Source organism: Pseudobdellovibrionaceae bacterium, from assembly GCA_019637875.1.
Lineage (GTDB): Bacteria > Bdellovibrionota > Bdellovibrionia > Bdellovibrionales > Bdellovibrionaceae > JAHBUW01.
On record JAHBUW010000004.1, the window covers coordinates 180834 to 206292 of the forward strand.

27 protein-coding genes and 1 tRNA gene are annotated in these 25459 nt (G+C 59.3%); 16 read left to right on the plus strand and 12 right to left on the minus strand.

What is annotated here, in order from left to right:
* Nucleotides 1–88 precede the first annotated feature (88 nt).
* The 3 genes from KF767_07365 to KF767_07375 all read left to right on the plus strand — a co-directional run bounded on the left by KF767_07365 (nt 89) and on the right by KF767_07375 (nt 5723).
* Entirely contained in the window at nt 89–1291 is a 1203-nt protein-coding gene (locus tag KF767_07365; protein ID MBX3017689.1) for a hypothetical protein, read from the plus strand.
* A 7-nt stretch (nt 1292–1298) separates the two neighbouring features.
* Entirely contained in the window at nt 1299–2768 is a 1470-nt protein-coding gene (locus tag KF767_07370) for a hypothetical protein (protein MBX3017690.1), read from the plus strand.
* 81 nt (nt 2769–2849) lie between these two features.
* Nucleotides 2850–5723: a hypothetical protein gene (locus KF767_07375; protein MBX3017691.1), complete on the plus strand. Its 2874-nt coding sequence runs from the start codon at nt 2850–2852 to the stop codon at nt 5721–5723.
* Nucleotides 5724–5764: 41 nt separating this feature from the next.
* Here KF767_07375 and KF767_07380 read toward each other — a convergent pair whose 3' ends face one another.
* A complete protein-coding gene (locus tag KF767_07380) occupies nt 5765–6553 on the minus strand; it encodes a tRNA pseudouridine(65) synthase TruC (protein ID MBX3017692.1) in 789 nt (262 codons plus the stop codon).
* 119 nt (nt 6554–6672) lie between these two features.
* On the opposite strand from KF767_07380, the gene KF767_07385 reads away from it, so the two are divergent.
* The 7 genes from KF767_07385 to KF767_07415 all read left to right on the plus strand — a co-directional run bounded on the left by KF767_07385 (nt 6673) and on the right by KF767_07415 (nt 11577).
* On the plus strand, nt 6673–6993 hold the full coding sequence (locus KF767_07385; GenBank protein ID MBX3017693.1) for a hypothetical protein: 321 nt from the start codon (nt 6673–6675) through the stop codon (nt 6991–6993).
* 129 nt (nt 6994–7122) lie between these two features.
* Nucleotides 7123–8193 carry a DUF475 domain-containing protein gene (locus tag KF767_07390; protein ID MBX3017694.1) on the plus strand — a complete coding sequence of 357 codons (1071 nt, stop codon included), beginning with the start codon at nt 7123–7125 and terminating at the stop codon, nt 8191–8193.
* Nucleotides 8190–8369 (plus strand): hypothetical protein, encoded by a 180-nt coding sequence (locus KF767_07395; GenBank protein MBX3017695.1) that lies wholly within the window; start codon nt 8190–8192, stop codon nt 8367–8369. The genes KF767_07390 and KF767_07395 overlap by 4 nt, the downstream gene beginning before the upstream one ends.
* Nucleotides 8369–8965 (plus strand): RlmE family RNA methyltransferase, encoded by a 597-nt coding sequence (locus KF767_07400; GenBank protein MBX3017696.1) that lies wholly within the window; start codon nt 8369–8371, stop codon nt 8963–8965. Before KF767_07395 ends, KF767_07400 begins: the two co-directional genes overlap by 1 nt.
* Nucleotides 8962–9624: an RNA pseudouridine synthase gene (locus KF767_07405; protein ID MBX3017697.1), complete on the plus strand. Its 663-nt coding sequence runs from the start codon at nt 8962–8964 to the stop codon at nt 9622–9624. The genes KF767_07400 and KF767_07405 overlap by 4 nt, the downstream gene beginning before the upstream one ends.
* Nucleotides 9625–9831: 207 nt before the next feature.
* Nucleotides 9832–10929: a hypothetical protein gene (locus KF767_07410; protein ID MBX3017698.1), complete on the plus strand. Its 1098-nt coding sequence runs from the start codon at nt 9832–9834 to the stop codon at nt 10927–10929.
* Between the two features lie 69 nt (nt 10930–10998).
* A complete protein-coding gene (locus KF767_07415; protein ID MBX3017699.1) occupies nt 10999–11577 on the plus strand; it encodes a hypothetical protein in 579 nt (192 codons plus the stop codon).
* 119 nt (nt 11578–11696) lie between these two features.
* Here the strand turns inward: KF767_07415 and KF767_07420 are convergent, their stop codons facing one another.
* Complete coding sequence (locus KF767_07420; GenBank protein MBX3017700.1) at nt 11697–12233, minus strand: hypothetical protein; 537 nt, start codon at nt 12231–12233, stop codon at nt 11697–11699.
* Nucleotides 12230–13405 carry a hypothetical protein gene (locus tag KF767_07425; GenBank protein MBX3017701.1) on the minus strand — a complete coding sequence of 392 codons (1176 nt, stop codon included), beginning with the start codon at nt 13403–13405 and terminating at the stop codon, nt 12230–12232. The genes KF767_07420 and KF767_07425 overlap by 4 nt, the downstream gene beginning before the upstream one ends.
* Before the next feature lie 152 nt (nt 13406–13557).
* Between KF767_07425 and KF767_07430 the strand changes: the two genes are divergently transcribed.
* On the plus strand, nt 13558–14241 hold the full coding sequence (locus KF767_07430) for a hypothetical protein (protein ID MBX3017702.1): 684 nt from the start codon (nt 13558–13560) through the stop codon (nt 14239–14241).
* Between the two features lie 60 nt (nt 14242–14301).
* On the opposite strand, the gene KF767_07435 is transcribed toward KF767_07430, so the two are convergent.
* The 4 genes from KF767_07435 to KF767_07450 form a co-directional block, all read right to left on the minus strand.
* On the minus strand, nt 14302–14946 hold the full coding sequence (locus tag KF767_07435) for an OmpA family protein (protein MBX3017703.1): 645 nt from the start codon (nt 14944–14946) through the stop codon (nt 14302–14304).
* Nucleotides 14947–15057: 111 nt separating this feature from the next.
* Nucleotides 15058–15134, minus strand: a tRNA-Arg gene (locus KF767_07440).
* A 65-nt stretch (nt 15135–15199) separates the two neighbouring features.
* Nucleotides 15200–16093, minus strand: coding sequence for a CBS domain-containing protein (locus KF767_07445; protein MBX3017704.1), 894 nt, complete (start codon nt 16091–16093; stop codon nt 15200–15202).
* A 99-nt stretch (nt 16094–16192) separates the two neighbouring features.
* Nucleotides 16193–16741 carry a hypothetical protein gene (locus tag KF767_07450; protein ID MBX3017705.1) on the minus strand — a complete coding sequence of 183 codons (549 nt, stop codon included), beginning with the start codon at nt 16739–16741 and terminating at the stop codon, nt 16193–16195.
* Between the two features lie 139 nt (nt 16742–16880).
* On the opposite strand from KF767_07450, the gene KF767_07455 reads away from it, so the two are divergent.
* The 4 genes from KF767_07455 to KF767_07470 all read left to right on the plus strand — a co-directional run bounded on the left by KF767_07455 (nt 16881) and on the right by KF767_07470 (nt 19218).
* Nucleotides 16881–17399, plus strand: a complete 519-nt coding sequence (locus KF767_07455; protein ID MBX3017706.1) for a hypothetical protein — start codon at nt 16881–16883, stop codon at nt 17397–17399.
* A 3-nt stretch (nt 17400–17402) separates the two neighbouring features.
* Entirely contained in the window at nt 17403–17690 is a 288-nt protein-coding gene (locus tag KF767_07460) for a hypothetical protein (protein MBX3017707.1), read from the plus strand.
* 158 nt (nt 17691–17848) lie between these two features.
* Complete coding sequence (locus KF767_07465; protein ID MBX3017708.1) at nt 17849–18424, plus strand: TetR/AcrR family transcriptional regulator; 576 nt, start codon at nt 17849–17851, stop codon at nt 18422–18424.
* Nucleotides 18424–19218 carry a hypothetical protein gene (locus KF767_07470; GenBank protein MBX3017709.1) on the plus strand — a complete coding sequence of 265 codons (795 nt, stop codon included), beginning with the start codon at nt 18424–18426 and terminating at the stop codon, nt 19216–19218. Before KF767_07465 ends, KF767_07470 begins: the two co-directional genes overlap by 1 nt.
* Before the next feature lie 13 nt (nt 19219–19231).
* Here KF767_07470 and KF767_07475 read toward each other — a convergent pair whose 3' ends face one another.
* The 4 genes from KF767_07475 to gstA form a co-directional block, all read right to left on the minus strand.
* Nucleotides 19232–20041 (minus strand): hypothetical protein, encoded by an 810-nt coding sequence (locus tag KF767_07475; protein ID MBX3017710.1) that lies wholly within the window; start codon nt 20039–20041, stop codon nt 19232–19234.
* Nucleotides 20042–20162: 121 nt separating this feature from the next.
* Entirely contained in the window at nt 20163–21821 is a 1659-nt protein-coding gene (locus tag KF767_07480) for a trypsin-like serine protease (GenBank protein ID MBX3017711.1), read from the minus strand.
* 64 nt (nt 21822–21885) lie between these two features.
* Nucleotides 21886–22581, minus strand: coding sequence for an RluA family pseudouridine synthase (locus KF767_07485; protein MBX3017712.1), 696 nt, complete (start codon nt 22579–22581; stop codon nt 21886–21888).
* The gene (gene gstA, locus KF767_07490) at nt 22581–23189 is read right to left on the minus strand and encodes a glutathione transferase GstA (protein MBX3017713.1); all 609 of its coding nucleotides are present in this window, start codon (nt 23187–23189) and stop codon (nt 22581–22583) included. The genes KF767_07485 and gstA overlap by 1 nt, the downstream gene beginning before the upstream one ends.
* 100 nt (nt 23190–23289) lie before the next feature.
* Between gstA and KF767_07495 the strand changes: the two genes are divergently transcribed.
* Complete coding sequence (locus KF767_07495; protein MBX3017714.1) at nt 23290–24852, plus strand: hypothetical protein; 1563 nt, start codon at nt 23290–23292, stop codon at nt 24850–24852.
* Here the strand turns inward: KF767_07495 and KF767_07500 are convergent.
* On the minus strand, nt 24849–25280 hold the full coding sequence (locus KF767_07500) for a VOC family protein (GenBank protein ID MBX3017715.1): 432 nt from the start codon (nt 25278–25280) through the stop codon (nt 24849–24851). The genes KF767_07495 and KF767_07500 overlap by 4 nt on opposite strands.
* Nucleotides 25281–25459 lie beyond the last annotated feature (179 nt).

Consider the following 25459-nt stretch of genomic DNA (forward strand, 5'->3'; position numbering starts at 1 on the left):
GATTTGGTCCGGAGTCTGCAATGGCTCCCCGCCGGACGGGGCATGAACAGGGGCAGAGTCAAAAGGGACTCGCTTTGGGTGGTGGAAGATGGAAATTATGGGCGCGGTTCGCAATGTCGTAGCGTGGTCATGTGTGGTGTTCGGGGTCGTCGCGGGGGCGGAAGCCTATTCGCCGCGCAGTTCGGGCATGGTTCGCACCAGCACCGAGCTTCCTTTCTTCGCCCATCCTCCCGGAGAGCTCAAAGAGCAAGCCATCCAGTGGATGCTTCCCGGCGGCTCGGACGTCATGCGCCAGCAGGGCCTCGAAGCGCTCGTGGGTTCGTCGATGCAGCCGCTCGACTGGCCCGCGCTTCCCCGCGTGTGGTGGAAGTACGACTCCTACGATACCAGCAGCCGCGACACTTACGTCGGCTTTCAGTGGTCGCAGTCGAAAATCACCGGCTCCACGAAACACACCTTCACCTTGAAGTATTCGCGTAACGTCGGTCTCGTGCTCATCGGCTCGCTCCGTTCGAAAGACGGCAAGGGCGGGGATCTCGACGCCGACGGCGCGCTCGCCGCCCCCGAACTCGTGGTGGAAGATCCCGACTCGGGTTATCTTTATCCCAACGTGCGCGAAGGCTACCCGATGGTCGGCATGTGCGTCTTCGAACTTTCGATGGCGTCGGAAGAGTCGTCATCGTTCTCGCTCGATTTTCTGGGAAGCGGACACAAACAGGAAAAGGGCAAAGGCTTCGGCACGCCCTTCACGTTGTTCTCGAATTTCTTCCAGCTCGATACGGAAAAACCCATCATCGGTCATTATCTGAAAGAGCACTGCCAGAAGAAGTTCGAGCAGGCGGTCCGCCCCTGGGCGGAAAAGCAATTCCAGATGGCGCACCGGGCGTACCGCACGGAAACCATGAGCACGTGCAAACGGGAACGTCACGGCAAGGACCGGCTGGCCGAAGGCGACCGTGACTGCCTGGCCTGGCACCGCGACACGTTCCCGTCCGAGATTCAGCGCGCAACCACCGCCCGCTGCGAGCGCGGTGAAAACGATCTGTTCACGTGCGTGCTACGCCAGCGCGACATCGGCGGCGCATGTCCGATGGCCCAGAACCGCGAGGCGCGCTTTGAACCCTCCAAAAAACTCTCGAGCTACCAGCTGCGCAGCTTCCCTTGTGACGAGGGCGCGAATCTGACCTGCGTGTCGGCTTGGCCCGCAGCGAACATCGAAGCTTTCGAAAAACAAAGAATCTTCCTCGGAATCGACAAACTGACCGCCATGGGTGTTTGCCGACCGAAGTGAGTCCCCCGTGAAAACGCTGATGAATGGTGTCTTAAGTGTGGTGCTGGCGACGACCGTCGCCCTGCCGATCCGCCGCGCGAACGCGCGCCAAAATGAGGAAGGGGAGCGCCCCCACTGCGACGCCTCGGTGGAACTCTCGCTCGAAGAAGGCGACGCGCTTCGCATGTTCCACGCGAAGTTGAGCCATCTGCTCTCTCACTGGGGAAAGCCCAGCTTCGACGCCAAACTCCAAGAGATCGTCCGAAAAGATTTTCCGCAGCCGCAGGTGCTCGAGCCTTCGCCTTACTTCATGGAAAAGGCCCTGAACCTTGTCGATCAGGCGCGTTTGAAACACTCCATCGCATTGACCATCGGTACCGATGACGAGGATTGGGGCTGGTTCGACCAAACCATGCGCCAGATCTCGATCATGGAGATGACCGGCCACAACCTGATGCATCCGTTGGACCGCACGGTGCTTTCGATCCTGAAAAAGATCAAAGCCTCTTCGCAAAGCGAGATCGTGAAGGCCGAGGCCCTCATGCGCATGGCGGATATGCATACCTACCTTCTGCGTTGGCGCGTGCTGAACGGCCAGATGATCGACGATCGGGCCTCCGCTTCGTCGCGCACGATTGCGGTCGTGGCCTTGGGCCTGGTCGGTGGCGGAGTGCTGATTTCGACGCTCGTGGTTTCGGGGCCCATCGTTTCGGGAGCGGGGGCCGCGACGGCGGGGCTTTCCACGAATCCCGTGGTGGCGGCGCTCCTCGTGAAAGTGGCCGAGACCGCAGCGGGGGCCGCGATCGGTTTCGTTGGCGCGCCCGCGGCCGTCATCGCGCAGGACTCTTACCACGCCATGACCGAAGCGGTGAAGCAGTCCTACAACCGCGGAACTCCGCTCGCGTGCGAACTCGGCATCGAGATCAATACGTGGAAAGACAAAGCGCCCGAACGTCTGGCGATGGCCGCGGCCATGGGGGCGGGGGTCGGTGCGGTCGGCGGCGCGCTCACGTTCTCGTCGACGACCGCGCGACTGGTACTTTACGCGACGGGCTTGGGCGTCGGCGTGGCGCAGCTCTACGCCGTGGGAAAGATGTCCATCAAAACGGTGGAGTCGCTCGTCTTCTACCGCTTGGCGGAAGAGGCCATGAAAGCCGGCGACCGCACCATGGCGCTTCAACATTTGCACCGCGCCCGCGACCTCGCGCAAGAGGCGGGTGAGTACGCGCTCGAATCGATCATCATCGCGACCCTGACTTATCACGTGGGCCACAACTTTATGCCGGCGCTCCGGGACGGGGCGGGCGCGATCCGCCAGCTGTATGCGGCCTCGGCCGATACGCTGCCGACCGCGGTGAAGGCCGCGATCAAAATGACCGGCGCGGTTCGTCCGATCCTGGCGGGAGAGTCGACCAGCGAGCGCGTGAGCTGCCCCTCCCTTGATCCCCGTGACGTGAACTGTGTAATTGATGCCGGGGCGATGGCAGGGGTTCCCTGAAAAATGGGGGAATTCGGGCACTTGCTGGACAATTAACGCAATATGGCATAAACGACCCCCGATCACAAATTGAGGTGTCGTTTGAGCGAACAGACCAAATTTTTGAAATGGGGAGCGCGCGCGCTGATCGCGACCTCTCTTTCGGTCACCCTGCCTCTGAATTCCTATGCCTTCCAAGTCAGCTGCGCCTCGCGCGGTTACTGGACGGCGCAAGCCTTAGGCGAAATGTCGCGCCTGCAAGAAGTCCTCGTCGAATTGCAAAACGATCCGAACTGTAAAGGCATCGAGTCCGTCGTTCAGCAGATGCAGTCCGCGAAACGGATCATGCAAGAGCACGATCTGCCCGAAGGTCAAAACTCCACGCGCTTCATGAATCTGCCCGGCGAAATCGCCGCGATCTATTCCTACGTGAGCGGTGGTGCGACCGGCGCCTTGATGGAAAGCGCGCGCTCGCTCCTCGTGAACAAGATCCTGGGAATGGCCGCCGCGAAAAACAACATCGGCGTCCAGGCACCGACCGAAACCAAAGCGAGTTCGAGCCCCGTCGACGATATGCAGATGACCTGGGAGTCCATGGCCGAGCGGACCCGCCGCAGCTCTTTGACCGGCATGACCATGATGCAGAAGGTGTTCGAAGTGCTGCCGAATTACGAGCAGTGCGTTTCGAATCGTCCGAACCAATCGCTGGCGCTCGTGTCGGCGGCGATCACCATGTTTGCGGCTTTCGCTTCGGGCGAAAACGGTTCGACTCACGAGCTGGCGCGGACTTTGTCTTCCATGGTCACGTACATGCGGAACGTGAAATTCGGTCGCATGCTCGGAAAACTCAAACAGATGGAGTACTGGGCGAATCTGAGCTGTCTGTTGGAATCGACCAACAACGTCTATTGTAACGTCCAAGATACCTACGCGCTGCTCGATTTCCAAAAGGCGGGTTACCGCACGGAATTGGATCGGGCAACCGCCACGGGGCCGACGGGTCTGACCCGCGAGCAAATGAATCAGCTGGGGCGTCCCGATCACCCCCTGCACGGCTACTACATCATGGTCCGTGAGATCCCGACGATCTCGCGCTGGCTGCAAGAGGTTCAGTTCGGGGTCGAGCCCAAGCTGAAGCAGGATGCGGATTTCAAGAACGCGACCCTGACCACCATGACGAACTTCCTGGCCGCGATCAACAACATCAAGGCGATCTTCAACGAGAAGATGGTCATCTACCAGCGCACGACCGACATCAACGCGCGCCGAAACCAGCTGTTCGCGCTCCTGAAAGACATCGTCGACAATCAGCTCTTGGGCCGCATGGGGGAAGAGAACTTCTTCTCGATGGCAATTCCGGAAAAGAAGCTGCCCTTCTACCTGATGGGTTACGAGGAAGTTCCCGCAGAAGTTCTGCCCAACCAATTCCGGACGCACTCCGCGAACTGGGCGGACTGGATCGAGAACGGGGGAACCTTCCGCGGCGAATGGAGTGATCCGGATAAACTGCTGGAGATCATCCGTTCACGCCTGTGGAACGTGATGGACCAGGCGTCGGAACTCGGCTCGAACTGGTTCCGTCAGCGTTTCAACGTCGACCCGATCAACTTGATCTCGCGTTCCGTGACCGATCCGAACATCAGCGCGGTGGAAAGCCTCGTCAGCGTTTACGGTTACCTCGGCCGCTTGACCGAGCGTCTGTCGAAAGACACGACCAAAAACTACATCGTTCTGCCGGATTTGGTCGACACCATCGATCGTCTGCAGAAGGTGTTGGGCGCGTTCCAGCAGATGCGTGAGCTGACCCGTGAGTTCTTCCCGAACGGCACGAAGTCGGGCCGCGATCTGGGACTGGAGATCGCGCAGCTCGATCCTTTGCGCAAAAAGAAGATCATCGAGACGGCGGGGCAAATCCTCACCGAAACCTACATTCAATTCAACATCATCCTGCAGCGGGATACCTTCCTGGCGAACCGTTTGAACACGATGGTGATGTACGACTACTCGGACCGCGTTCGTCGCGGCGAGGGGATGGATCAGTACGTTCGCGACCTGATGGTCGTGACCGGTCGTAACTTGATCGACCGCTTGATCGAAGCGCAGGGCACGAACCCGAACCAGGCGCGTGTGGATCTCGATACCGCGGTGACCATGCTGTCCACGAACATGGAAGTCATGGAAGAGATGTTCCAGCCCGATTTCGAATCCTACTTGAATAACCTGTTGATGAAGGCGGGCGGCACCGTCTTCGTGCAGGGCGGATTCATGAATCCCGGCATGGTCATGAGCATCAAGGGCGACGATACGCCCCAGCGCTCGTTCGATCAGGCCCGCGCGCGCGTCTGCATGCAGTCGCTGCAGTTCAAGAGTTACCATCGCTTCACCGAGTACTGCCGCGGCACCGTTTGGCGCTCGCAGTTCGACGAGACGCCCTACAAAGCGCCCGGCGACGAAGAGATCTCGCAAGGTTTCGGCGCGATTTACCAGGCGATGAAGAGTTTCGGCCCCGAGATGAATAAACTCATCGCGCAGGCACGCAAGATCGAAAAGAACGGTCAAGTGACCGAAGCGCCCATGGAGACTTTCTCGGATAAGTTCTGGGTCATCTCGCGCGCGCTGTTCTCGTCGGAAGTTTACCAAGAGGTTTACAAGAAGCCGCCGGTCTTCCACCTGTCGCTCGGTTACGACGAGATGTACAAGATCCGCCGCGAGACGCACCGGAAAGCCGGTTACAAACAGGTCTGCCTGGTTCGTGATTATCTTCGTCGCAACCACGTTTACTGGCTGACGAAACAGTTCGAGGACTACCAGATGGACCGCTTCGTCCAGATCCAAGAGTTCGAGAAGAAGTGGGATCAGGTCGAGGAAGAGCGCCGTCGCGAACTTCAGAAAACGAATGAAGCGGCCCCGATTCCGGCGCCGACCGGCGCGGTGGAAACGCCGACCGGGCCCGAAAACATTCAAACCCGTCCGTAACGACGAATCCTGAGAACTGTAAAGGCCCCGCGAGGGGCCTTTTACATTTCCAGATCCATGCGCGGGCGGCAGCTGCCGCCGCTGGAAAGATCGGGCGCGTGGACCTCGTGGGCGCGAACGAAGTCGTAGATCTTTTCCCATTTGGGCGTGGGCTCGGCCGCGAACATCTCTTGCCGACCGCATTCGAAATTCAGACGAGATTGTATCGCCCGTAAACACAAACCGCCGATTCCGAATTTCTCGCGGAAGTAGCGATTGTGGCGCGAGTCGCCGTGATCGTTGTCGCCGATGATCGGACGCGAGACGCGGTTCAAGTGACGGCGGATCTGGTGCCAGCGGCCCGTGACCGGACGGGCTTCGAGAAGTGCGTAGCGTGAACGCGGATACTTTCCACCCGGTAGCGCTTCGACTTCGAAGCGGGCGAGGGAGCGGAACTTCGTCAGCGACGGCACCTTGGCCTTCGTTGAGTCCAACTCGAGCTCCAGGTCCACGTCGAACTCATCCTCGGTCCACCCTCGGCAGATGAGATGATAAGTCTTCTCAATGCGTCCGAGATCTTGGAGTCGGGAGTAGGCGCGGGCCATCTCTTTAGATAAAGCAAAGACGAGGACTCCGCTGGTCGCCACGTCCAATCGGTGCACGGGGTACAAATAGAGTCCGAGCTGTCGGCGAAGGTTGGAAAGCACGACTTTCTCGGGGCTTACGAACTTCCGCTGGTGATCGTCCTCGGGCGGGTGCACGTGATAACCCTCGGGCTTGTCGATGACGACGAAGTCCTCGCAGATCGAGAGCACGCGGTACTGAAAATCAATCGAGGAAGTTTCGGACATTGGTCCCGTTGTTTGACGACAGCCAATTGTTACAGTCAAGGCAGGAGATCCTTCCATGTCGAAATACGCTCCAGGCTCACGCGGATGTTGTTCGCGCACCCGCGATCTTCTCGGGGAGCGTGGACACGCCGGCCCTGCTCGTGCAGACCGCGGGACAACCCACGAAGTACATGACCGTTTACTTCGCACGCGGCCGTGCCCCGCTGATCAGCACCGAAGGCAAACAGATCCTGCTGAACGAAGTGAAGGCCAAGGTCCGCGTCCAGCTGAGCGGCAGCTCGGTCGTGATCCCGCCCCGGCAGGTCACCAAGCGCGGGGTCTTCGCGGCCTACAACTACCTCGTGTTGGTTTTTCACAACCAAGAGCAGTTCGTGTGGCTGAACGCCGATGACAGCCTGCCCGAGAATGAAAGTTCCAGCGGCACGCCCCAGGCGCGCTAGGTGATCGTCCTGGATGCTCTGGACATCAACAAATTGCCCGTGAATCAACAGGGTCAAAAGCGGATTCAGATTGACGCTTTCTAAGTGAAATTTTAGGTTCTCCGTCAGTCCTTTTTGACGGAGAACCCGATGTCCACGGCACCGAATAGCCTTGCCCATAAGTCTTACCTTTCGTTTTTCACCGGATCTTTCATCATCTCGGCGCTGGGTCTGGTCCTGGCGGGTTTCCTGGGCTGGCTCGAGCACCAGACCGTGGGCCATGCGCTGCAGTTCGTTTTCCTGTGCTTCGTTTTGTCCCTTCTTGAAGTTTCGATCTCTTTCGATAACGCCGTCGTGAACGCCACCGTCCTGCGCAAGATGACGCCCATCTGGCAGCGTCGCTTCCTGACGTGGGGGATTCTGATCGCGGTCTTCGGGATGCGTTTGGTGTTTCCGCTTTTGATTGTGTGCATCTCGGCGGCCGTCGGCCCGATCGAGGCGCTGAAGATCGCGACCTTCGAACCCCAACGTTACGCGGACATGATGATGGCCGTGCACCACGAGGTCGCGGCCTACGGGGGATCGTTCCTGGCGCTCGTCGCGCTGAAATACTTCTTCGACTCCAGCAAAGAGGTCCACTGGATCCGCGTGATCGAAGAGCCGCTCGCGAAATGGGGCCGCGTCGACGTCATCGAAGTCGGCATCGTGCTGGTGGGCCTTTGGGTGTTGTCGAAGACCTTGCCGCCGACGGAAGGCTTCGCGGTCTTGCAAGCGGGCGTGGCCGGGATCATCACGTTCGTCGGCGTGGAAGCGCTGGGCGAGATGCTGCAATCGCCCGAGGGTGACAACATCGATCCGCACAAAGCCTCGCTGGGCATGTTCCTTTACCTGGAAGTTTTGGATGCATCCTTCAGCTTCGACGGGGTCATCGGGGCCTTCGCGATCACCAATCACCTGTTCCTGATCGCCATCGGTTTGGGAATCGGGGCCCTGTTCGTGCGTTCGCTCACCATCATGATGGTCGAGAAGGGGGCGCTCGACGCCTTCGTTTACCTTGAGCACGGCGCCTTCTGGGCGGTCGGGGCGCTCGCCACGATCATGTTCTTGGGCATCCACTTCCATATCCCCGAGGTCATCACGGGCCTGATCGGGATCGCGTTCATCGGACTTGCGATCTGGTCGAGCTTCCGCTTGGCGAAACGGAATCAGGAGCAGGCATGATTTTCTGGGCGATGCTCGTGCTGTTCGTTTTGGTTACGCTCGTGTTCGTGATCATCACGCTGCTTTTTCCCGAATGGGTGGGCATCACCGGCAAAGTCGCGAAAGAGTATGAGCGTCAGCAACGCGGCGACGATCCGCCTCCGCCGCCGTCGGACGACGGGAAGTCCGGTCCGTAATGGCGTTTAACCCCAAAGATCACTATTTCAAAAAAGCGAAGAAGGAAAACTTCGTCGCGCGCTCGATTTATAAACTGGACGAGATCGACAAAAAACTCCGCCTGATCAAATCGGGGGACCGCGTTCTGGACTTGGGTGCCTCGCCCGGCAGCTGGTCGCAGTATGCTTCCGCGAAGGTGGGGGATCGCGGTGTGGTTTTGGGCGTGGACCTTTCGCCCGTCACCGTGAGCATGAAAAACTCCGAATTCCTGCAGGGGAATGCGCTCGAGATGGATTGGAAGACGATCCTGGAAGAGCGGGGACTTGCGGACGGCTTCAACATCGTGATGTCGGACATGGCCCCCAAGACCACGGGCATCCGCATGACCGATCAGGCGCGTTCGACGGAACTGTGTATGTGGGCGCTGGATATCGCGCTCGAGCGCTTGAAGCCCCACGGACATTTCATCTGTAAACTCTTTCACAGCGACGACTTCCAGCTTCTGAAAAAACGCATCGTCGAGAATTTCGCGAAGTTCGAAGCGGTGAAGCCCCACAGTACGCGTTCGCAGTCGAAAGAGATTTTCCTGGTCGGGATCGACCGCAAAAAAACATGATTCCTATACTCTTTGAAAATTCCGAAGTTGTTCTGGTCGACAAGCCGGCCGAGATGCTGAGCGTCCCGAGCCGTTTTGCCGACGATCCGCGCCCGATCCTGGGGCGCGTGCTTGAGGAGCAGTTGGGCCGCCGTCTGTGGCCCGTGCACCGACTGGATTTTGAGGTTTCGGGACTCATGGCTTTCGCGCTGTCCGCGGGCGCGCACAAAAAACTCAATGGCGCTTTCGAGCGCCGCGAAGTTCACAAAACCTACGTGGCGCTCGCACCCGCGGTGAATGAGCAGCCGAAGGGCGTGCTGTTCGAATGGCGTAGCCAAATCCTGCGCGGTAAAAAGCGCAGCTACGAGAGCGAACAGGGGCAAGAGGCGATCACCCACGCCGAATGGCGCCGCGAAGGCATCAGCGCACCGGCGGGTTTCGTCAATCTGCGCGAATGGTGGCTGACCCCCTTGACCGGGAAGCCGCACCAGCTGCGTTTTGAAATGTTCAAGCAGGGACTGCCGATCGTGGGCGACGAGCTTTACGGAAGCGACATTCCCTGGAACATCGAAGGCATCGCGCTGCGCGCGGTGCGGGTCGAGTGGCCGCACGCACTGGCGAGCGAGTTGAAGCTCCCGCCCGTCAGTGAAGTCGCGGGCTTTGAATTCACCGAGTTGTGAAAGGCTCGTGGCGAATTCGTTGACTGAGGTTTAGACGGCAGTCGCGTCGCCACTTTCGCCGCTAAGTTCGCGCGGTCATGAAGCTTCCCGCGAAATTCCCTCTTCGTTCACTTTTGCCAGGGGTTTCGCGCGGTCTCAAGAACACGTAGCGCGGATCTGGCTGGCCCCACGGTTGCAATTTTGTCCTTCGCCTGTGGGGGGCAATTCATGGTTAGACCCTTGGTCATCGTAATCTGTTTGGGGCTGACGGCGCGGATCACGTTCGCGCAAAACCAAGCCGTCGAAACCTGTAAAACCCGCGCGACCGAAGCTCAGACCGCCTGCCAGAACGCGCAGAACAGTTCGAATAATATGGCTCAGGTCTTCATTAAACTGGGCATCATGGTCGCCGCTTTGACGTCGAAGGGGACGCAAGGCGGGATGTGCCAGATGATGTCCGCCCTTTCGAGCGCGAACGCGAACCAACTGCAATCGAATCTGCAGCCCTGCCAGAATGCGGCCGCCGCCTGCAAAACCGCGTGCGCGACGGCGGCGAACGACACCAATACGAAGTCCTCCGCCGATACGACGAACTTGAGTGCCGCGCAGAACAACTGCCAGGTCGCGGAAAAACAAGGAGCCGTCGTGAACAACGATATGCTGAAGCTTCTCGAGATCGCCGCGACGGCCGCGGTCTGTTTGAAAGAGCTCGGCATGAAAGAAGAGACGACGACCACCACCACGACGACGACACCGACCTTGAACTGCACGGATCCCGCGAATGCCGCCAATCCCATCTGTATCTGTCAGGCCAACCCCATGGCGGGAGGCTGCGGTAACACGATCGGCGAGGTGAAGAAAATCGAAAGCGGCGAGAGCTCTACGCCTTCGGGAACGGACGCGGCGCCCACGCCTTCACAGACTCGGAACGACGATCTTCAGGGAAGCCAACGTTCGCCCAGCGCCAAGAAGGCCGACCTGCCGCGCGGAACCGCCGGTGCGATGCCGGGAGCGGAAGGCGGCGCGATGCCTACGGGGACCGCGCGCGCCGGTGTCCCCGCGCCCTCCGGAACCGATGCGGCGGTGCTTGCCGGAAGCCAGGCCGGCGGTGGTGGAGGGCACCGAGGTGGCGCGGGCGGCGGGTATCCGGAGTTCGTGAATACGAGTTCGGGTTTACGTCCCTTGTCCCGCGGACCCGCGTCGAGCGTGGCCTTCGTGCCGGGCGGACTCATGGGAAAACACCGGGATCTCTTCAAGACCGTCCACAAACGGTACAAAGCCCTCTTCGGGGAAGAGACGGGCGCGCGAAATAGCGTCTCGCCTTAAGACGGTCCGCGCTCGTGGATTGGGGGGCGGGGGACTTCACGTTAAACTGAAAGCTCAGGAGTCGACCTCATGCCGATTCGTTTTAGCTTTTTGATCGCGGTCGCGATCGCCGCCATGATGTTCCAGAACTGCGCCAAAACGCCGAATTTGGCGGGCGGGGATGTGGACGCGCAAGGCGCGCACAAAGTCGTCGACGGTCCGCTGCTTTCGTCGAAGACCTTCTACGTCGCGCACGATCCCATTCTGGCCTCCGACAACGAGACCTTGCTGCGCAAGGGGCTTCGTCTGGATGTGCGGACGGGCGTGCTCGTGAACCAGAACGATCGCGATAGCGCCGACGGTTTGGTGAAAGCGGGGCAGCGTTTCTGCCTGACTTCGGCCGAGCGCGATGAGCTGCAGCACCTCGTGCAGCAAGACGCCGTCTGCGCGGGCCTCAATCCCATGAACGCGGGCGACTACTGTCCGATGGCGATTCAGCTTCCCTACGCGCTGTACGGGTCGAATTCGCAAACGCTGACCCAGGTGGGCAGCGCGAGCTGTTTGAAGGCTCCGGACGTGGATTTCTGCGAGGGGCAGGGCGAACGTGTCGCCGATCTTCTGGATCAAGTGATCCAAACCCTCGACCAGCGCATCTGCGCGGGCCTTTAATTTTCAAAGTCTAAAAAGGGCAGAGCCCGCGCGATCCTTCGCCCGGGCCCTGAGTACTGTGGTCACGCCTAATCCGTCATGCGTGTGTTTTGGAGCGCGCGGTCCTTCGCGCGCTTCAATCAATAAAAGAATGAATACAGTCCCGCGCGGTTTTTCGCGGTCTTCGCTTTGAAGAACGCGACCGCGACGCGGGTTTGGCCGTTCAGTTTGAACTGAAAGCACAGATGGTGGAAGGTCTTCTCCGAGAAGTACTCCGCCGCCTGCAGGTCGTGGGCTTCGCAGCGCCGGATCTCTTCGATCTGCGGATTCAGGATCAGCCAGCTGACCAGACGATCTTGCCGGGAACGGTCCGCGCCCGCCGCGAGGTGCGGGATGACGCAACTTCGCAGTGCTTCGATGTCACTCTCTTGGCGGAGCGGTCGGGCGCAACCCAGGTAGCTCGCAAGGATCTGTCCGTACTCGCCCAAATTTTCGGCCGCGATCTGGCGCGGAGCTTTCGTGGCCGATTTGGCGGCGACTTTGGTTGAGGTTTTCGCGGCTTTTTCGTCCGCGGCGTGCGCGTTCAGCGCCAGCAGCGTGAGGAGCGTCGCCAAGGTCACCATGGGGACAAGGGCGTGATGCAACAGTCGGCGGTAATTCAAATTCATTTTCGTCATCTCACACCGTCCTCAGGCTGGGAGTTCGTTCCGCTCATCATGTTTTCGCCGGCGCGACGGCAGGCGGGATGGATCACGACCGCGGCGGCGGCGGGCTCACGAATCGCGGCCAGCGTCTGCCGGCAGCCCTCGGGATCCATGGGGCAAATCTTGTTGGCGTTTCCGGGATCTTTCGCGGCGACGAGAGCGGAAGTGCGGGTTTCGACCTTCTTCTGCATGGCGTCCGTTTTATAGGAGTTGCAGTTGACGGACTCGTCCATGCCCGCGATCACGTAGTCTTCCCAGCGAAATTCGCGGGCCATTTTCCATTTGCCGTTTTCGCATTTCAGGTAGGGGTCGTTCCCTTCCAGGACTTGGCGCCAGAAGGTGTAGCCTTGGTAGTTCGCGGTCATGTCGGCGTAGGACTTGATTCCCGTCGCCTTCAGTCCGTAACCGCCTTCCTCTTCCTCGATGCCTTGCTGAATGACCTCGCGCAGGTTTTTACCGCGGCGTTGGTTCATGTAGTATTCGAAACCTTCGGTCATGAAGTGCGACATTTTGTCCGCGCCGATCTTCACGCCGTTGATCTGGATCACGGAGTTGAGTCCCGCGAAGCCACGCATGACGGGAGATTCGAAAAGGGTGAAGTCTTGGTAGACCGAGTCTTTCGGTTTCACTTCGCACTTCGAGATGTTCGCGCCCATCGCCCACGTTTCCATATTGTCCATGTGGGCCGAGGCGATCGCTCCGCGAAGGGCGTTCATCGCTTTTTGCGGATCGCAACCTTCGGGCGTGTTTTCGTATTTCAGTTCGGCGCGCTCTTCCTGACGGCGCTGTTCGGCTTCGGCGCGACGGCGCGCCATGATTTGTTCTTCGGTTTCGTTGCTTTCGGGAACTTCCATGCCACCCGAGGAGCCGGAAGAGCCACCGGCATTCACTTTGCTGCGACGGCGCAGCGACTCCATTCTTTTTTTGCTGAGGCTCGGCGGGAAGTTCATTCCGTCCAGAAGCTCCTCGCCGCCGTTGTTCGCCTTTTCCAAGGCCTGACGAATGCGACGATTCGTTTCGGCGTTGGTTTGCGCTCCGACGTCTTGGAGATTGCTATAGCGGCAGGTCACGTTGTCGACTTCCCATGCGAGGCTCAGCGCCGGGGCGCCGAGAATCATCGCGAGGGGGATTGCGAACCACTTCATTTTGCCATCCTCTTTTCTTCATTCCAGCACGAGGGATTCCCGGGACGCCACACTTTTGAAGGTCGGAATGTCTTATTTCTGGACGCTTTCACGGCTGTGAAAGGGGCGTGAAAGGCGTGGTCAAATGCCCGTGACTATGGAACAAACATGGAATGGCGAAAAAGAAGGTGAAGTCGAAGTCGACAGTCCGGGCCGCAAAGAAGACGGGGGCGCGCAAAACTGTCGTTAAAAAAGTGACGGGGCGGGCGAAGCCGAAACTAAAGCCGAAGCCGAAACCGAAATCGAAGCGAAAGACCGGTTCCGCCAAAACCAAAGCCGTCGCGCCCTCCGCCGACAAGCCGACCTCCTATTGGCCCAAGAGCTCCGAACGTCAGCTCGTGTCGGTGCTCTCCGAAGATCTGCGCGACACCTACTCGAAGTTGAAATCGGTGATGACGGGTTTGGGGGCGCAGTACATCTATGCGTCCGCGAAGGCGATCATGTTCGCGCGGCTGCGCTGTTACGCCTTCGTGCGGCCGAAGAAAAGTTACGTCGAGCTCACGATCTTGTTGGATGAGCGAGTCTCGCATTCCCTTTTGAAAAGGGTGGACGTGACCGGCAAGAGGTTCCAGCACGTCCTCCATTTGAAACACGCGGACCAGATCGAAGAGCCGTTGACGGACTGGCTGGCCGAGGCCTACGCGCAGGCGCCGGCGGGGATTCCGCCGAACTTCCGCGGCCGGGGTGGGGGCGACGACGTCGAGATCATCGAAGAAGGCGCGGGAGCGCGCGGTTTCACGGAGGCGGGTGACGACTTCGACTGGGCGGAGCTCGATCCGGACGATCTAGAGAGATAAAAAGAAAAGGCCGGGGTGGACCCGGCCTTTTTCATCTCCGATTCGGAAGTACCGCGAAGACTACGTCTTCGGAATTTTCGACTCATCCACGGTGACTTCGATTTCGACGCGGCGGTTTTTGGCGCGGGCGTCTTTGGTTTTTGCGTCGTCGACGGGATTTTGCGGGCCCATACCGACCGAGCTCGTGGTGGGGGCGGGGACGCCGGCCGCGACGAGTTGGTCTTGAACGGCTTTCGCGCGCGCTTCCGACAGGGGTTGGTTCACTTTCATGGAGCCGGTGTCGTCGGTGTAGCCTTTGATGGTGAGGATATTCTCGGGATACTTCTTCATGATCGCCGCAAGCTCGTTGATGTTGTTTTTCGCTTGGGGTTTCAGATCGGCCTTACCGGTATCGAACAGGATGTCGCTTTTGAGCTTGGTGATCAGACCTTGCTCGGTGCGTTTGGTTTCCGCGATCTTCTCCAGTTCCTTCGCTTGTTTGTCCATACGTTGACCGGCATGCGCGCCGATGCCGCCACCGATCGCGGCGCCCAAGATCGCACCTTCCGTGCGCTTCCCGGTCTGGTGACCGACGACCGCGCCGACGACACCACCCACGGCCGCGCCGATGCCCGCGCCCTTCGCGGTATTGGGATTATCTTTGGTGGTTTGGCAACCGGCGAGGGCCAGTGCGAGAGCGGGGGCGATGAGGATCAGTTTTTTCATGATGTGGGTCTCCTTGTTGGTGAATACATGAAACAAAACGGAGTCAGCCTACCTTGATGCTCAAGAGCTGGAAATATGCGGTGCGGGTGGTTGAAATCGAGAGGGGAAATTTGGTGCAACCGGCAGGAGTCGAACCTGCGACCTAAGGTTTCGGAAACCTTCACTCTATCCAGCTGAGCTACGGTTGCATCATGACGAAGACCCCACAGATCTAGCGTGAAGCCCTCGGGCAATCAGTAGTTATTGCTTGGCGTCACGTGCCATCAGCGGGGTTTTTACCGCTCATGAGGTCTTGGACGGCCTCCAGAAGCGCGCGGGTCTCTTCGACGGGGCGGGCGGCGGTGATGGTGCCTAAGAAAACGCCTTTCGGCGAGCGGAGAGCGCTCGAGACCAGATCTACGTTCACCATGCTTTGGTCTTTGCGGACCATGGAGGTCATCGTCGATTCGTGGGCGCCGGTCTCTTTGATGGTGGTCAGTCCCTGACGGGCCAGCTCGTGGACCGTATGCGGGTACAGATCGAAGATGGATTTGCCGATGAGTTCGCCCTGGTAATACCCGAGCGCTTCGTGCGCTTTACGATTCGCCATGACGATGAGGCCATGTTCATCCACCGAATGCATGATCAGCGGTGAGGCCTCGAAGATCTCGCGGTAAACGCCCATGAGCTGCTGGATCGATTGCACTTCGAGCTCCAGCTGGCGCGTTTTGAATTCCAGATCTTTGAGCTCGGTGTGCATCTCTTGCAGTTGATCGGTTTTTCCCGCGAGCACTTTCATGATGTCGCGCGGACTGACGATGCCCGCGACCTGTTGGCCCTGGTCGATCACCAGAACCCGGCGGCTTGAGGCCTTCATCATCACGCGGACGACCTCGTCCAGCTTCGCCGAATCCCGAACGGTCATGGCGGGTTCGAAAAGATCTTTGTGCGCATAGATCGATTGGCCGTACTCGGAGCTCAGGTACTTCCGTAAGGACGCCTTTACGACCGAGATGTCCGACAAAAGTCCCAAGAGCTCGCCCATCGGCGACAGCACCGGTGCGTAGTGAACTTGGTAGGTCAAAAAGAAATGCATGACCTCGTGCAAGCGGTCCCCGGACCGGACGGTACGGGGGTCGGGTGTCATGAGTTGGCGAGCCGTCTTCATCTCTTCAGCGTGAACGCCGCCTTCGCCAAACGCAAGAAACCAAAACGAAAAACCCCGCGAGGTCGTCGCGGGGTCCAGGTATCATGATGGATTGAGCTCTTAGTTGGTCGCGGTCTTGCGACGCTCTTCGCAGTTCTTAATGTTATCTGAATACTCGTCTTCGCGGTCTTGCAGAACGCGGCGGTACTCCTGGAACTTCGCGATGCGGTCTTTCAGCTTTTCTTCAGTCACGCCCGCGAGCTGTTTTTCGTCTTTGGCGATACCGACGTTCATGTCTTCGTTTTTGTCGGCCCAGCGCTCGGCCTTGTCGAGCTTCGGCAGATCCGCTTTCTGATCGGTCTTCAGCTTACGCAGGCACTCGGCGTATTTGCCGTGCAGTCCCTTGGTGTTGTACTTGCGCGTGCCGTAGACTTTGTCTTCCATTTCGTTGACGTCGTTTTGCAGCTTGCGAACCTCTTCGGCCATCATGACTTTGCGCTGATAGACCATATCGCCATCGGCGTTCACGCCTAACTTTTCAGCGCCGGCCACGACCGATTCTTGCTCGGTTTTGGTCTCCAGGACCTCGGCTTTGTGGGGGTTCGATTTACACCCCGCGACGATCATCGTGAAAGAGAGTAGCGAAAAAACAACGAGACGCTTTGCCATAAAACACTCCTTGAAGAAGGTGTTTCCGATCGTAAACGAAAGCGTCACGTCGGCAAACGCGAATTCGCTTTTTGCCGTTCTCAGTCATGGAACAATTCGTTACAGTTATCGCACAAGATCGCACGATCTGGAGGTATCCATGTTGAAGTATGTATCGTCATTGGTCCTGGTCGCCGTCCTCGCGGGCTGCTCGTCAAACCCCCATAAAGCGGAAGAGACGAACACCAAACTGAAGAACGCCGAAGAGGTCGGGCAAAACGTGACCGTCGGTCAAAACGACTCGGGCGAAGTCGTCGCCAGCCGCAAACTGAAACTGGCGGATCAACTGCGCGATCTGCAACGCGAAACCTACGAGCTTGAATACGAAATCTACGGCAACGACAAACTGGGCCGCAAAGGCATCTACACGGTCCTGCGCGAATGTTACGACAAAGGCGGGGAGCTGAAGCGTCTGCCCAGCCGCGCGATCCTGACTAAAAACGAAGATAAATTCGGCGGCAAGATGGTGCTGGACGAGAACAAAAACCTGGTCAGCCTGTCGGACGAGTATTTCCTTGAGCGCATCAAACGCTTCGAAGGATACAAAGACGGCTACGAACAGCAAAAAGAGGATTTCGACGACAAGCTCCGCACGTGCAAACACGCGAGCAAGGAGTAAAATATGAAATATCTTTTGCCGTTGATCGCGCTCGCGTTCATCGCGGGCTGCAAATCCCACGAGGTTTTGCCCGAGAAGATCGAAGTCAAAGTCTCGCGCGAGACCCCCGATAAGGATTGTAAGCTGATCGGTCCCGTGACCGGCAGCACCTCCAAAATTGGTGAGTCCTCGGAAAAAGCGCTCGAGAACCTGAAGACGGATGCCGCCCGTAAAGGCGTGAACTTCGTCCATTACGAAAGCGCCAGCGCTTCGGGTTCCTCGATGAAGGGCACGGGCTACTTCTGCCCCTAAGACTCCTTCTTTAAGGTCGTCCTTCAGAACCCACACCTTCCCCGAGGTGTGGGTTTTTCATTTTCCCCTCTTGGTTTCGACGATTTTGAGACGCCGGACCGGTTTTTCTTCTAAAATGAATATATATTGAGTAATATTCATTTTAGAAGAGGGCCCCCATGCGCCACCTATCCGAAGAGAAACGTCAGCTCATCTTGGCCGCGGCCCTCGAGTGCTTTCTGCACTCGGGCCCCAAAAAGACCAGCATGGGACAGGTCGCCCGCATCGCGGGGCTCGCCACGGGCGGGATCTATCTGTACTACCGCGACAAAGATCATCTGGTTCAAGAGACCGCCTTGCAATTTGCCGAGGTTCACCGCCTGCGGGTCCGCGACATCCTCGACTCGCCTGAGGCCGCCGACGAAAAGCTGCGGGCCTATGTCCTTGAGCGCTTCGACGTGTGGGAGAAACTTTCGGGACCGGGGCTCGTGGAGTTCACCGCGGCGGTTCTGAAGTCCAGTGGCGAGAGCCTTCAGAAAGACACCGAAAACTGGTTTCGCAGTATCGAGGGTCTGCTCACCGAAGGCGTGCGCACGAAGCTCTTCCGTCGTCTGGACGTGAAGCGGGACGCCGAGATCTTCCTGCTCGCGATCATGGGCTTTTTCCCCATGCCGGGCCTCGCGAATCCGAATCGGCCCGGACGGGCGCAGCTTCTGAAGTTGGTGGAGTGGTTCATCGAACAATGGAGGTCGTGATGCGTTTACAGCTTTTCGAATTCGGAGATCTGGAGTTCATGCCCAAATTCATCCGCCACGGCATCACGGAGTTTCTGGCCGAGGTCTCGCGTCGGACGGATCCTTACTTTCCCACGCGCGGGCGTTTACGCGAATTGCTCGAGGTCTCGGGCGACGCGAAGCTCATCGTCCTGGGGGCGGGCTCGGGCGGGGGAATCTTCGAAACCTTGACGGAGCTTCCCGCAAATCTTGAAATCCGCCTGACCGACATCCATCCGCCGACGGACTTCATACGCCCCGCGGATCCGCGCGTGACCTACGATCCGCGCTCGGTGGACGCGCGCGCGATCCCCCCGGACTTGCGAGGCGTGCGCGTTTTCTATTCGTCGTTTCACCATCTGGATCTGGTGTCGGCACGCGAGGTTCTGGCCGCGGCGGAGCGCGACGGCGCGCCCATCGCCGTTTTCGAGGGAACGCCGCGAACCGCGCAAGGCGTGATCGCAAGCCTTCTTGTTTTGCCGTTGAGTTTGATCATGATGCCGCTGGTTCGACCCTTTCGATTCAGCCGGCTGTTTTGGACCTACGTGATTCCGGTTTTTCCCTTGGTCTTGACCTGGGACGCCTTGGCCTCCACGCTGCGCACGTCGACGCCCACGGAATTCGCGAAGCTCACGCAAGGTTTGGATCGACATCGTTGGGAGTCCGGCTATCTGCGCGGACCTCGGGGCGAGCAGATTCTTTTTCTGATCGGGCAACCACAGGCCCAAAAACAAAACCCACGCCTTGGTGAAGGCGTGGGTTCGGAGAAATCCTAAATCAGAAAGACGATCAGGCGCCGGCGGGTTTCAAGCAACCGATGATGTAGCGGGGCTTGTAACCTTTTTTCGAGGAGTTCGGAAGGTAGGGAGTTCCGCGCGTGCCCGCACCGAACCACATGCCGTTCGGCAACTTGATCGCGATGTGCCCGCACTGTTTGCCGCCGCCGCAAGGACGACCGCCACCCGAAACGCAGACCGAGTACGCGGGGAGCGAAGCGGGGCTGACTTTACCGACCTGCTTCATGCCGCACTCACGTGCGAGGATGCCGTAACCTTCTTCGGCACGCACGCCCGAAGCGTAACGACCGCATTTTTTCTTCGCGAGCAGCGTCTTTTTCACGTCGCGGTAGCAGTAGGTCATTCCACCACGTTTACGGCGAGCCGCGAACAGACCTTCGTCTTCGGTGCTGACTTCGTCGTCTTCAAGACCTTCCACGGTTTCGACCATGGACAGTTTTTTCGCTTCGAGATCTTCCACCGAAACCAGAACGTCGGCGGTCGTCGAATTGTCCGAGTCGATCCCCAGGCGGGCGACTTTCCCATCGCGCGACATCTCGAGGACTTCGACCTCTTGACCGGCCGACAGATTCAAACGGCGATCGCCGTCGACGGCGCCGTCCAGTGTCTTATAGATACGGGCCTGAACCGCTTCGTTCAGCATCAGACGCGATCCCTCTTTCAGGCGGACTTTGCCCGAGACCATTCTTTCGATCATGCCGTTGAAGTCCAGCGGCACGTTCAGAACGTTCCCTTTTTGTTCGGCTTGCGCGACTCCGCACAAGCTCATGACCAAAGCCATGCCCAACATTGATTTTTTCACGCGTCCTCCCGACGACGATTCGGAGTTAATTTTTGAATCCGCGAGTCCTTGTTCACGAACCGTGCCCACGAAGATCAAAATAGATTGAGGAACGGGGACCCCATCGGCGGCGAACTTTTGATCACAGGCGCACGGATTGTCGCAGGATCACGAGCTCGTGGCGGACCGGGTCCCGGATCCAGATCTCCTGGTTGTAGCCGCCTTGCCCCGGAAGGGAATAGGCGAGCCAGAAGACCCGCAGATCGCGCGAGATGGCCTGCGTGATCGCCTGATTCAGCTCGGGAGAGTCGACCTCTAGCGCCTGCATGATGTGGCTTCCCCCTTCGGTGGAGGTACGTCCCCGGGCGGCCCGCGAGGGGATCGCCACGAGCGTGCCTTCGGCGTTACGGATAACCGACTGGAAGATCCAGCCGTCCTCGGGCGGATGCCAGCCGTAAAGACCCGTGAGGTTCAGGATCAGCGTCTGCGGAATCAAAGTCAGGCCCATCGGGATGCGGTCGCGCAGGTGATTGACCTCGAGATTCACGATCCCGCGCACGGCGGAAAGGACGTTCCGGATGGGGAGGCTCGCGTTGGTGTCCGTCGCCTCGGCCCGGCGCAGGTAACCTTGATGCGAGGGGATCCGGCAGCCCGCATCCGAACGAACGTCGAAAGCGAGTTTACGATCCGAGCCGATGTGTGCGCCCTCGATCCGGTAGCCATGGTTGGGATGCGCCACGATCTTCATACCCTTTTCGTCGATCTCGAAAAGTTCGGCCGCCCGCAGACGGAAGAGGGGTTCGTTCTCGCAGCTCGTTTCCTGAAGGGTGTTGACCCCTTTCTGAATCCACTGCGCGAAGCCTCCCGTGCGGGTCATCACCGCGAAGTAGTGGCAGTCCGAAGAGGCCTTCCCGTCGACGGGTTTATCGCCTTGCAGGCCCTTGTAAATGCCCGTCCGGTGCGAGTGGATCGCGACCAGATACGTCTCGGAGCCGTATTGAATGAACGCGGGGCCGCCCGAATCGCCGAAGCAGATCCCGCCGGTCTCACGCTGGTCGATCATGAAGCCGTACTCGAAATTCGTGTCGAAGCGGGCGTCGCGGTGAATGCCCAGAAGCGGGGTGCGACGAATGAACGAGTCCCGTCCCCAGGCGATTTCGCGGTCGCGTTCGGCGCGGTCGTCGTCGAGCATCGAGGTGAGCCCGTAGCCGTAGATGTGGAACTTCTGCGCGGTGATTTTGGCGATCTCGAGCTGCGGGATCTTCGCGATGACCGCCGCGGCGGGGGCTTCGCCCTCGAAGCGCGCGAGCGCCAGGTCCTTCGGTGCGCGGGGCATGTAACCGCCCTTCACCTGCATCCATTTTTGTCCTTCGAATTCCTCGTGGACGAGGATGCGGCTCACGCGAAACGCGACCGTCGGGTCCGCCGCGAATGCGATTTTTCCGAGGTCGGCGTAGATGCCGTCGTGGTAAAGGTCGGCCTCATCCTGAACCGGCTTCAAGCAGTGCGCGGCCGTCAGGACCACGTTTTTCGCGACAAGCACGCCCGTGCAGGTGCTGAAATCCGCTTGGCCCTGAGCGGTGCCTTTCTTTTGCGGTCCCAACACCATGACGACGGAGTTGCGTCCGGGGTCGTCCGCGAGCGTGGTTTGCCCGCCGATCAGCCCCTCGGTCGCGCCGGGATTCAGCCACGAATCGGAGCGATCCTCGCCGCCCTGGCAGGCGACCAGCATCGAGAGGCTCAACCCCGCGAGGAGCCGGCGCAAGTATTGGACGTAAGTTCCCGATTTCACGTTCGACATCGCGGGACTGAAAGGCAAAAGCCCGGCCACCGGGCGCGGGCCTCAACTCGAATACGTCGTCGCTCTAGGATTCGGGGGTGACCGATTTCGGCACCCGCTCCAGGAAGGCGCGGAAGTCGGCGGGGGCGGGCGCCACGAGCTCAAGGGTGTCTCCCGAAAACGGATGGGGGAATTCCAGCACGCGCGCATGGAGCATGAGTCGAGGGTAGCCCTCATTCTTCCCGCCGTACAGAAAGTCCCCCCAGATGGGGCGCTTCACGCCGGCGAGGTGGATGCGGATCTGGTGCGTGCGACCGGTCTTGGGTTTCGCCTCGATCCAGTCAAAGCCCTCCGCGCGGGCCAGGACGCGAAAGTCGGTCTCGGCCTTCCAGCCGCCGGAACGGACCTCCACCATACGCAGAAGTTTTTTCTTCGCGTCACGCACGGGCGCGACGTGATTCAGAACCGAAAACTCCGTGCGCGCGTCCTCGGGGCGCGGCTTCGCGAGCGCCCAGTAGGTTTTCCTCATCTCGTGATCGCGGAAAAGGTCCGTGAGCTTCGCGTTCACACGTTTTGAAAGCCCGAGCACCAGAACACCCGAGGTGTCTTTGTCCAGACGGTGATGAAGCGCGGCCTTCACGCCCAGGTGCCGCTCGACCCAAGAGACGACGTGCGGACGACGCTTGTCGAGACTCTGCTGCGACAAAAGTCCCGCGGGTTTGTTCACGACGAGCAGATCCTCGTCGCGATAGATGATCTCGGGAGCTTCGAATTCGCGCATCAGGCCTTCGGGAATTCCGCGGCGAGGGCTTGCGCCACCGCCGGCCGCGACCGCACACGCTCCATGAAACCGCGCAGGTTCGGGAATTTCTCAAGATCCACGCCCACGCGCGGGGACCAGCTCAAGATCACGAATAAGTACGTGTCGACGAAGGAGTAGTCTTTCCCCAGGACGTAGCCCGCGGTGCCGACTTGCGTTTCCAAAAGCTGCAGGCGTTTTTGAATGACGCCGACTTGATTCGCCTTTTGTTCGTCGCTGAGGCCGGGACGGAACAAGGGCGAGTAGCTTTTGTGAACTTCGGTCGCGACGTAGTTGAACCATTCGATGGCCTTGTAACGTTCGGCGGTGCCCCACGCGGGCAGAAGGTTCTTCGCGGTGTTTTGATCGGCCACCCACTGCAGGATCGCGACCCCTTCGGTCATCGTTTGGCCGTTCGGGAGCATGAGCGCCGGCACGTAGCCCTTCGGATTCACTTTGGTGTAGTCGGCGCCGGTCTGGTCGAGCTTCGTGCGCAAATCGACGCTCACGTACTCGGCGTTCATGCCGGCTTCGAGAAGGGCGATACGGGACGCGAGCGAGCAGCTGCCGGGCGAGAAGTAGAGTTTCAAGGAATCCTCCGAAATTGTTGAAAGTCAGGGCAGAAGCCTCTCGTAGCACGGGGCTCCGTCCTTGACTATTTTTGGGGCTAAGCACAAACGAAAGTCACCCATGCGACCCCAAGAAAACCTCGCCTTCCTTCGTAAACACCTCTGGATTGCCCTCGGCCTGGCCTTCGTCTTCCGGGCCTTGACCGCGTATTTCAACTACGGCCCCCAAAGCGTCGACGACTACGACCACGGACTGATTCCGGCGTGGGAGCTTCTGCGCGGGATTCCCTTGAACCTTCCCGAGTGGCGTAGCCCGCTTCTGGTCTGGACGCTTTACCCTTTCGCGAAACTGGCGAGCCTCGTCGGTCTGACGGTCAGCTTCGACATCTTCCGGGTGATCATGCTGGCGCTGGGCGTGTTTTCATTGTGGGGGATCTGGAGCTTCGGCGGTTACCTCGCGCGCAACCCTTCCTTCGCGCTGACGACCGATCGCCTGGGGGCGCCGACGCCGCTCGAGGCCGAACGCCGCCGGTTGTGGCTTGTGCCGCTTTATCTTTTGAGCGTGCATTTCATCCTGTCCTTCGCGGTCACGCGCGCCTTCGGCGAAGTCATCGCGGCGACGCTCGTGCTGATCGCGGTCTTGTGGATGGAAGAATCGCTCGATCACATGGACAAGGGCCGCGCGCGTCTGCGCTTTTTCGTGGGGGCGAGTCTTCTCGGGATCGCGTGTTTGTACCGCTACCAGGTCGGTGTCCTGGGGATCGGTATGGCGGGTTACCTGCTCGCCACGCGGCGATTCCGTGAGTTCGGTTGGCTCGCGGCGGGCGGGCTTGTTGCGCTGCTGCTCGAAGGCGGGAAAGATCTGCTTTTCGGACGCACGTTTCTGGAGACGCTCCTTGCCTATCTGAACGTGAACAAAAACGGCGCCATCGAGTGGAGCAATCAGCCCTGGTACAACACGTGGACGACCGTCATGCTGATGTTCTTCCTGCCGTTCAGCGCGCCGTTTTTCATCGGCCTGAAAAAGACGATCCGCTTCGAGCGCGTCGTCTGGATTTTGATTCTGCTTTTCACCGCGATTCACTCCATGATCCCGCACAAAGAAGAGCGCTTCCTGTACCCGATCCTGCCGCTCACGCTGGTGCTGCTGGGACGTTTGTGGGCCCGGGCGTGGGGCACGAAGTTCGAGAAGTTTTTCTTCCGCCCGTTCATCGGCTTGATCATGATCGCGGGACTTGCCGTGGCGACGATCTCGAATTCACAAAGCGGCGAATACGAACCGCTGCTGCGCGCGGCGCGGCTATCGGGCGCAGCACGACTACCGGGTTCGGTTTTGATCTGGGATAACGAAAGTCTGCTCGAGAAAAGCTTCTTCCGCGAGCGCCTCGTGGTGGCCCCGGTCGAATACCAAATTCATCCGGGACTGCCGGCGATCGAGGATCTTGAGCGCCTGCGCCAACGCGGACAGAGCCTTCTGGTGGTCACCTCGAACGAAGAAAAACTTCCCGCCTTTCGGGAGTGGCGCGCGGGCATTCCCGCGGGACTCGATTGCGGCGAACTCGACCGCATCCAGTCGATCGGCGACCGGATGCTTTACCGCTCTAATCCCAAGTACAACACGCGCCGTAAGCCCACCTGGATCTACCAGTGCTTCTGGCCAAGCGACGCGGCTGACGAGCACTAGAACGTGATCTTGATCGAGGTCGCGGAACGTTTCGCTTCGCCGTGGTAGACGGCCTCGACGTTGTTGCCGTCGGGATCCAGCACGAAGCCCGCGTAGTAACCGGGATGGTACTGCTGGCGATCGCCGGGTTTTCCGTTGTCGCGTCCGCCGACCTCCAAGGCCGTGTGGTAAAAAAGGTCGACCATTTTTTTGTCCGCTGCCTGAAAAGCCAGGTGCGTTCGCCCGGTGAGTTTTCCTTGAGCGGCTTCGCTCTCGGCGCTCGTGATGACGAACTCGTCCCACCACGCGAAGCCATCCTGTTTGCCGCCTTCGGGAATCCCGAGCGCTTTGAAAACGGCGCTATAAAAGCGGTAGCTCGCGCCGAAATCCTTCACGACAAATTGGATATGATCGATGAGCCGTCCGCGGTGCAGTTCGTTGGTTTCCATGGGGCCTCCTGGGCTCCAAGAAGGCTGCAACGAGTCTGCCGGGGCGTAAATCCTTAAAACGGGTACTTTCTACAAAAGCGTCCTGCAGTTTAAACAGCTCTGGAATCGTGAACTTCTATTGCGCTTGGTCAATATGCGCCCTTCGTGGTAGGCGAACGCCACCACAACCTTCAATCCCA

Coding starts and splice junctions, on each gene's coding strand:
- KF767_07365 (MBX3017689.1), top strand. CDS start 89: ATGGAAATTATGGGCGCGGTTCGCAATGTCGTAGCGTGGTCATGTGTG.
- KF767_07380 (MBX3017692.1), bottom strand. CDS start 6,553: ATGTCCGAAACTTCCTCGATTGATTTTCAGTACCGCGTGCTCTCGATC.
- KF767_07390 (MBX3017694.1), top strand. CDS start 7,123: ATGTCCACGGCACCGAATAGCCTTGCCCATAAGTCTTACCTTTCGTTT.
- KF767_07395 (MBX3017695.1), top strand. CDS start 8,190: ATGATTTTCTGGGCGATGCTCGTGCTGTTCGTTTTGGTTACGCTCGTG.
- KF767_07400 (MBX3017696.1), top strand. CDS start 8,369: ATGGCGTTTAACCCCAAAGATCACTATTTCAAAAAAGCGAAGAAGGAA.
- KF767_07405 (MBX3017697.1), top strand. CDS start 8,962: ATGATTCCTATACTCTTTGAAAATTCCGAAGTTGTTCTGGTCGACAAG.
- KF767_07410 (MBX3017698.1), top strand. CDS start 9,832: ATGGTTAGACCCTTGGTCATCGTAATCTGTTTGGGGCTGACGGCGCGG.
- KF767_07415 (MBX3017699.1), top strand. CDS start 10,999: ATGCCGATTCGTTTTAGCTTTTTGATCGCGGTCGCGATCGCCGCCATG.
- KF767_07420 (MBX3017700.1), bottom strand. CDS start 12,233: ATGACGAAAATGAATTTGAATTACCGCCGACTGTTGCATCACGCCCTT.
- KF767_07425 (MBX3017701.1), bottom strand. CDS start 13,405: ATGAAGTGGTTCGCAATCCCCCTCGCGATGATTCTCGGCGCCCCGGCG.
- KF767_07430 (MBX3017702.1), top strand. CDS start 13,558: ATGGCGAAAAAGAAGGTGAAGTCGAAGTCGACAGTCCGGGCCGCAAAG.
- KF767_07435 (MBX3017703.1), bottom strand. CDS start 14,946: ATGAAAAAACTGATCCTCATCGCCCCCGCTCTCGCACTGGCCCTCGCC.
- KF767_07445 (MBX3017704.1), bottom strand. CDS start 16,093: ATGAAGACGGCTCGCCAACTCATGACACCCGACCCCCGTACCGTCCGG.
- KF767_07450 (MBX3017705.1), bottom strand. CDS start 16,741: ATGGCAAAGCGTCTCGTTGTTTTTTCGCTACTCTCTTTCACGATGATC.
- KF767_07455 (MBX3017706.1), top strand. CDS start 16,881: ATGTTGAAGTATGTATCGTCATTGGTCCTGGTCGCCGTCCTCGCGGGC.
- KF767_07460 (MBX3017707.1), top strand. CDS start 17,403: ATGAAATATCTTTTGCCGTTGATCGCGCTCGCGTTCATCGCGGGCTGC.
- KF767_07465 (MBX3017708.1), top strand. CDS start 17,849: ATGCGCCACCTATCCGAAGAGAAACGTCAGCTCATCTTGGCCGCGGCC.
- KF767_07470 (MBX3017709.1), top strand. CDS start 18,424: ATGCGTTTACAGCTTTTCGAATTCGGAGATCTGGAGTTCATGCCCAAA.
- KF767_07480 (MBX3017711.1), bottom strand. CDS start 21,821: ATGTCGAACGTGAAATCGGGAACTTACGTCCAATACTTGCGCCGGCTC.
- KF767_07485 (MBX3017712.1), bottom strand. CDS start 22,581: ATGCGCGAATTCGAAGCTCCCGAGATCATCTATCGCGACGAGGATCTG.
- KF767_07495 (MBX3017714.1), top strand. CDS start 23,290: ATGCGACCCCAAGAAAACCTCGCCTTCCTTCGTAAACACCTCTGGATT.
- KF767_07500 (MBX3017715.1), bottom strand. CDS start 25,280: ATGGAAACCAACGAACTGCACCGCGGACGGCTCATCGATCATATCCAA.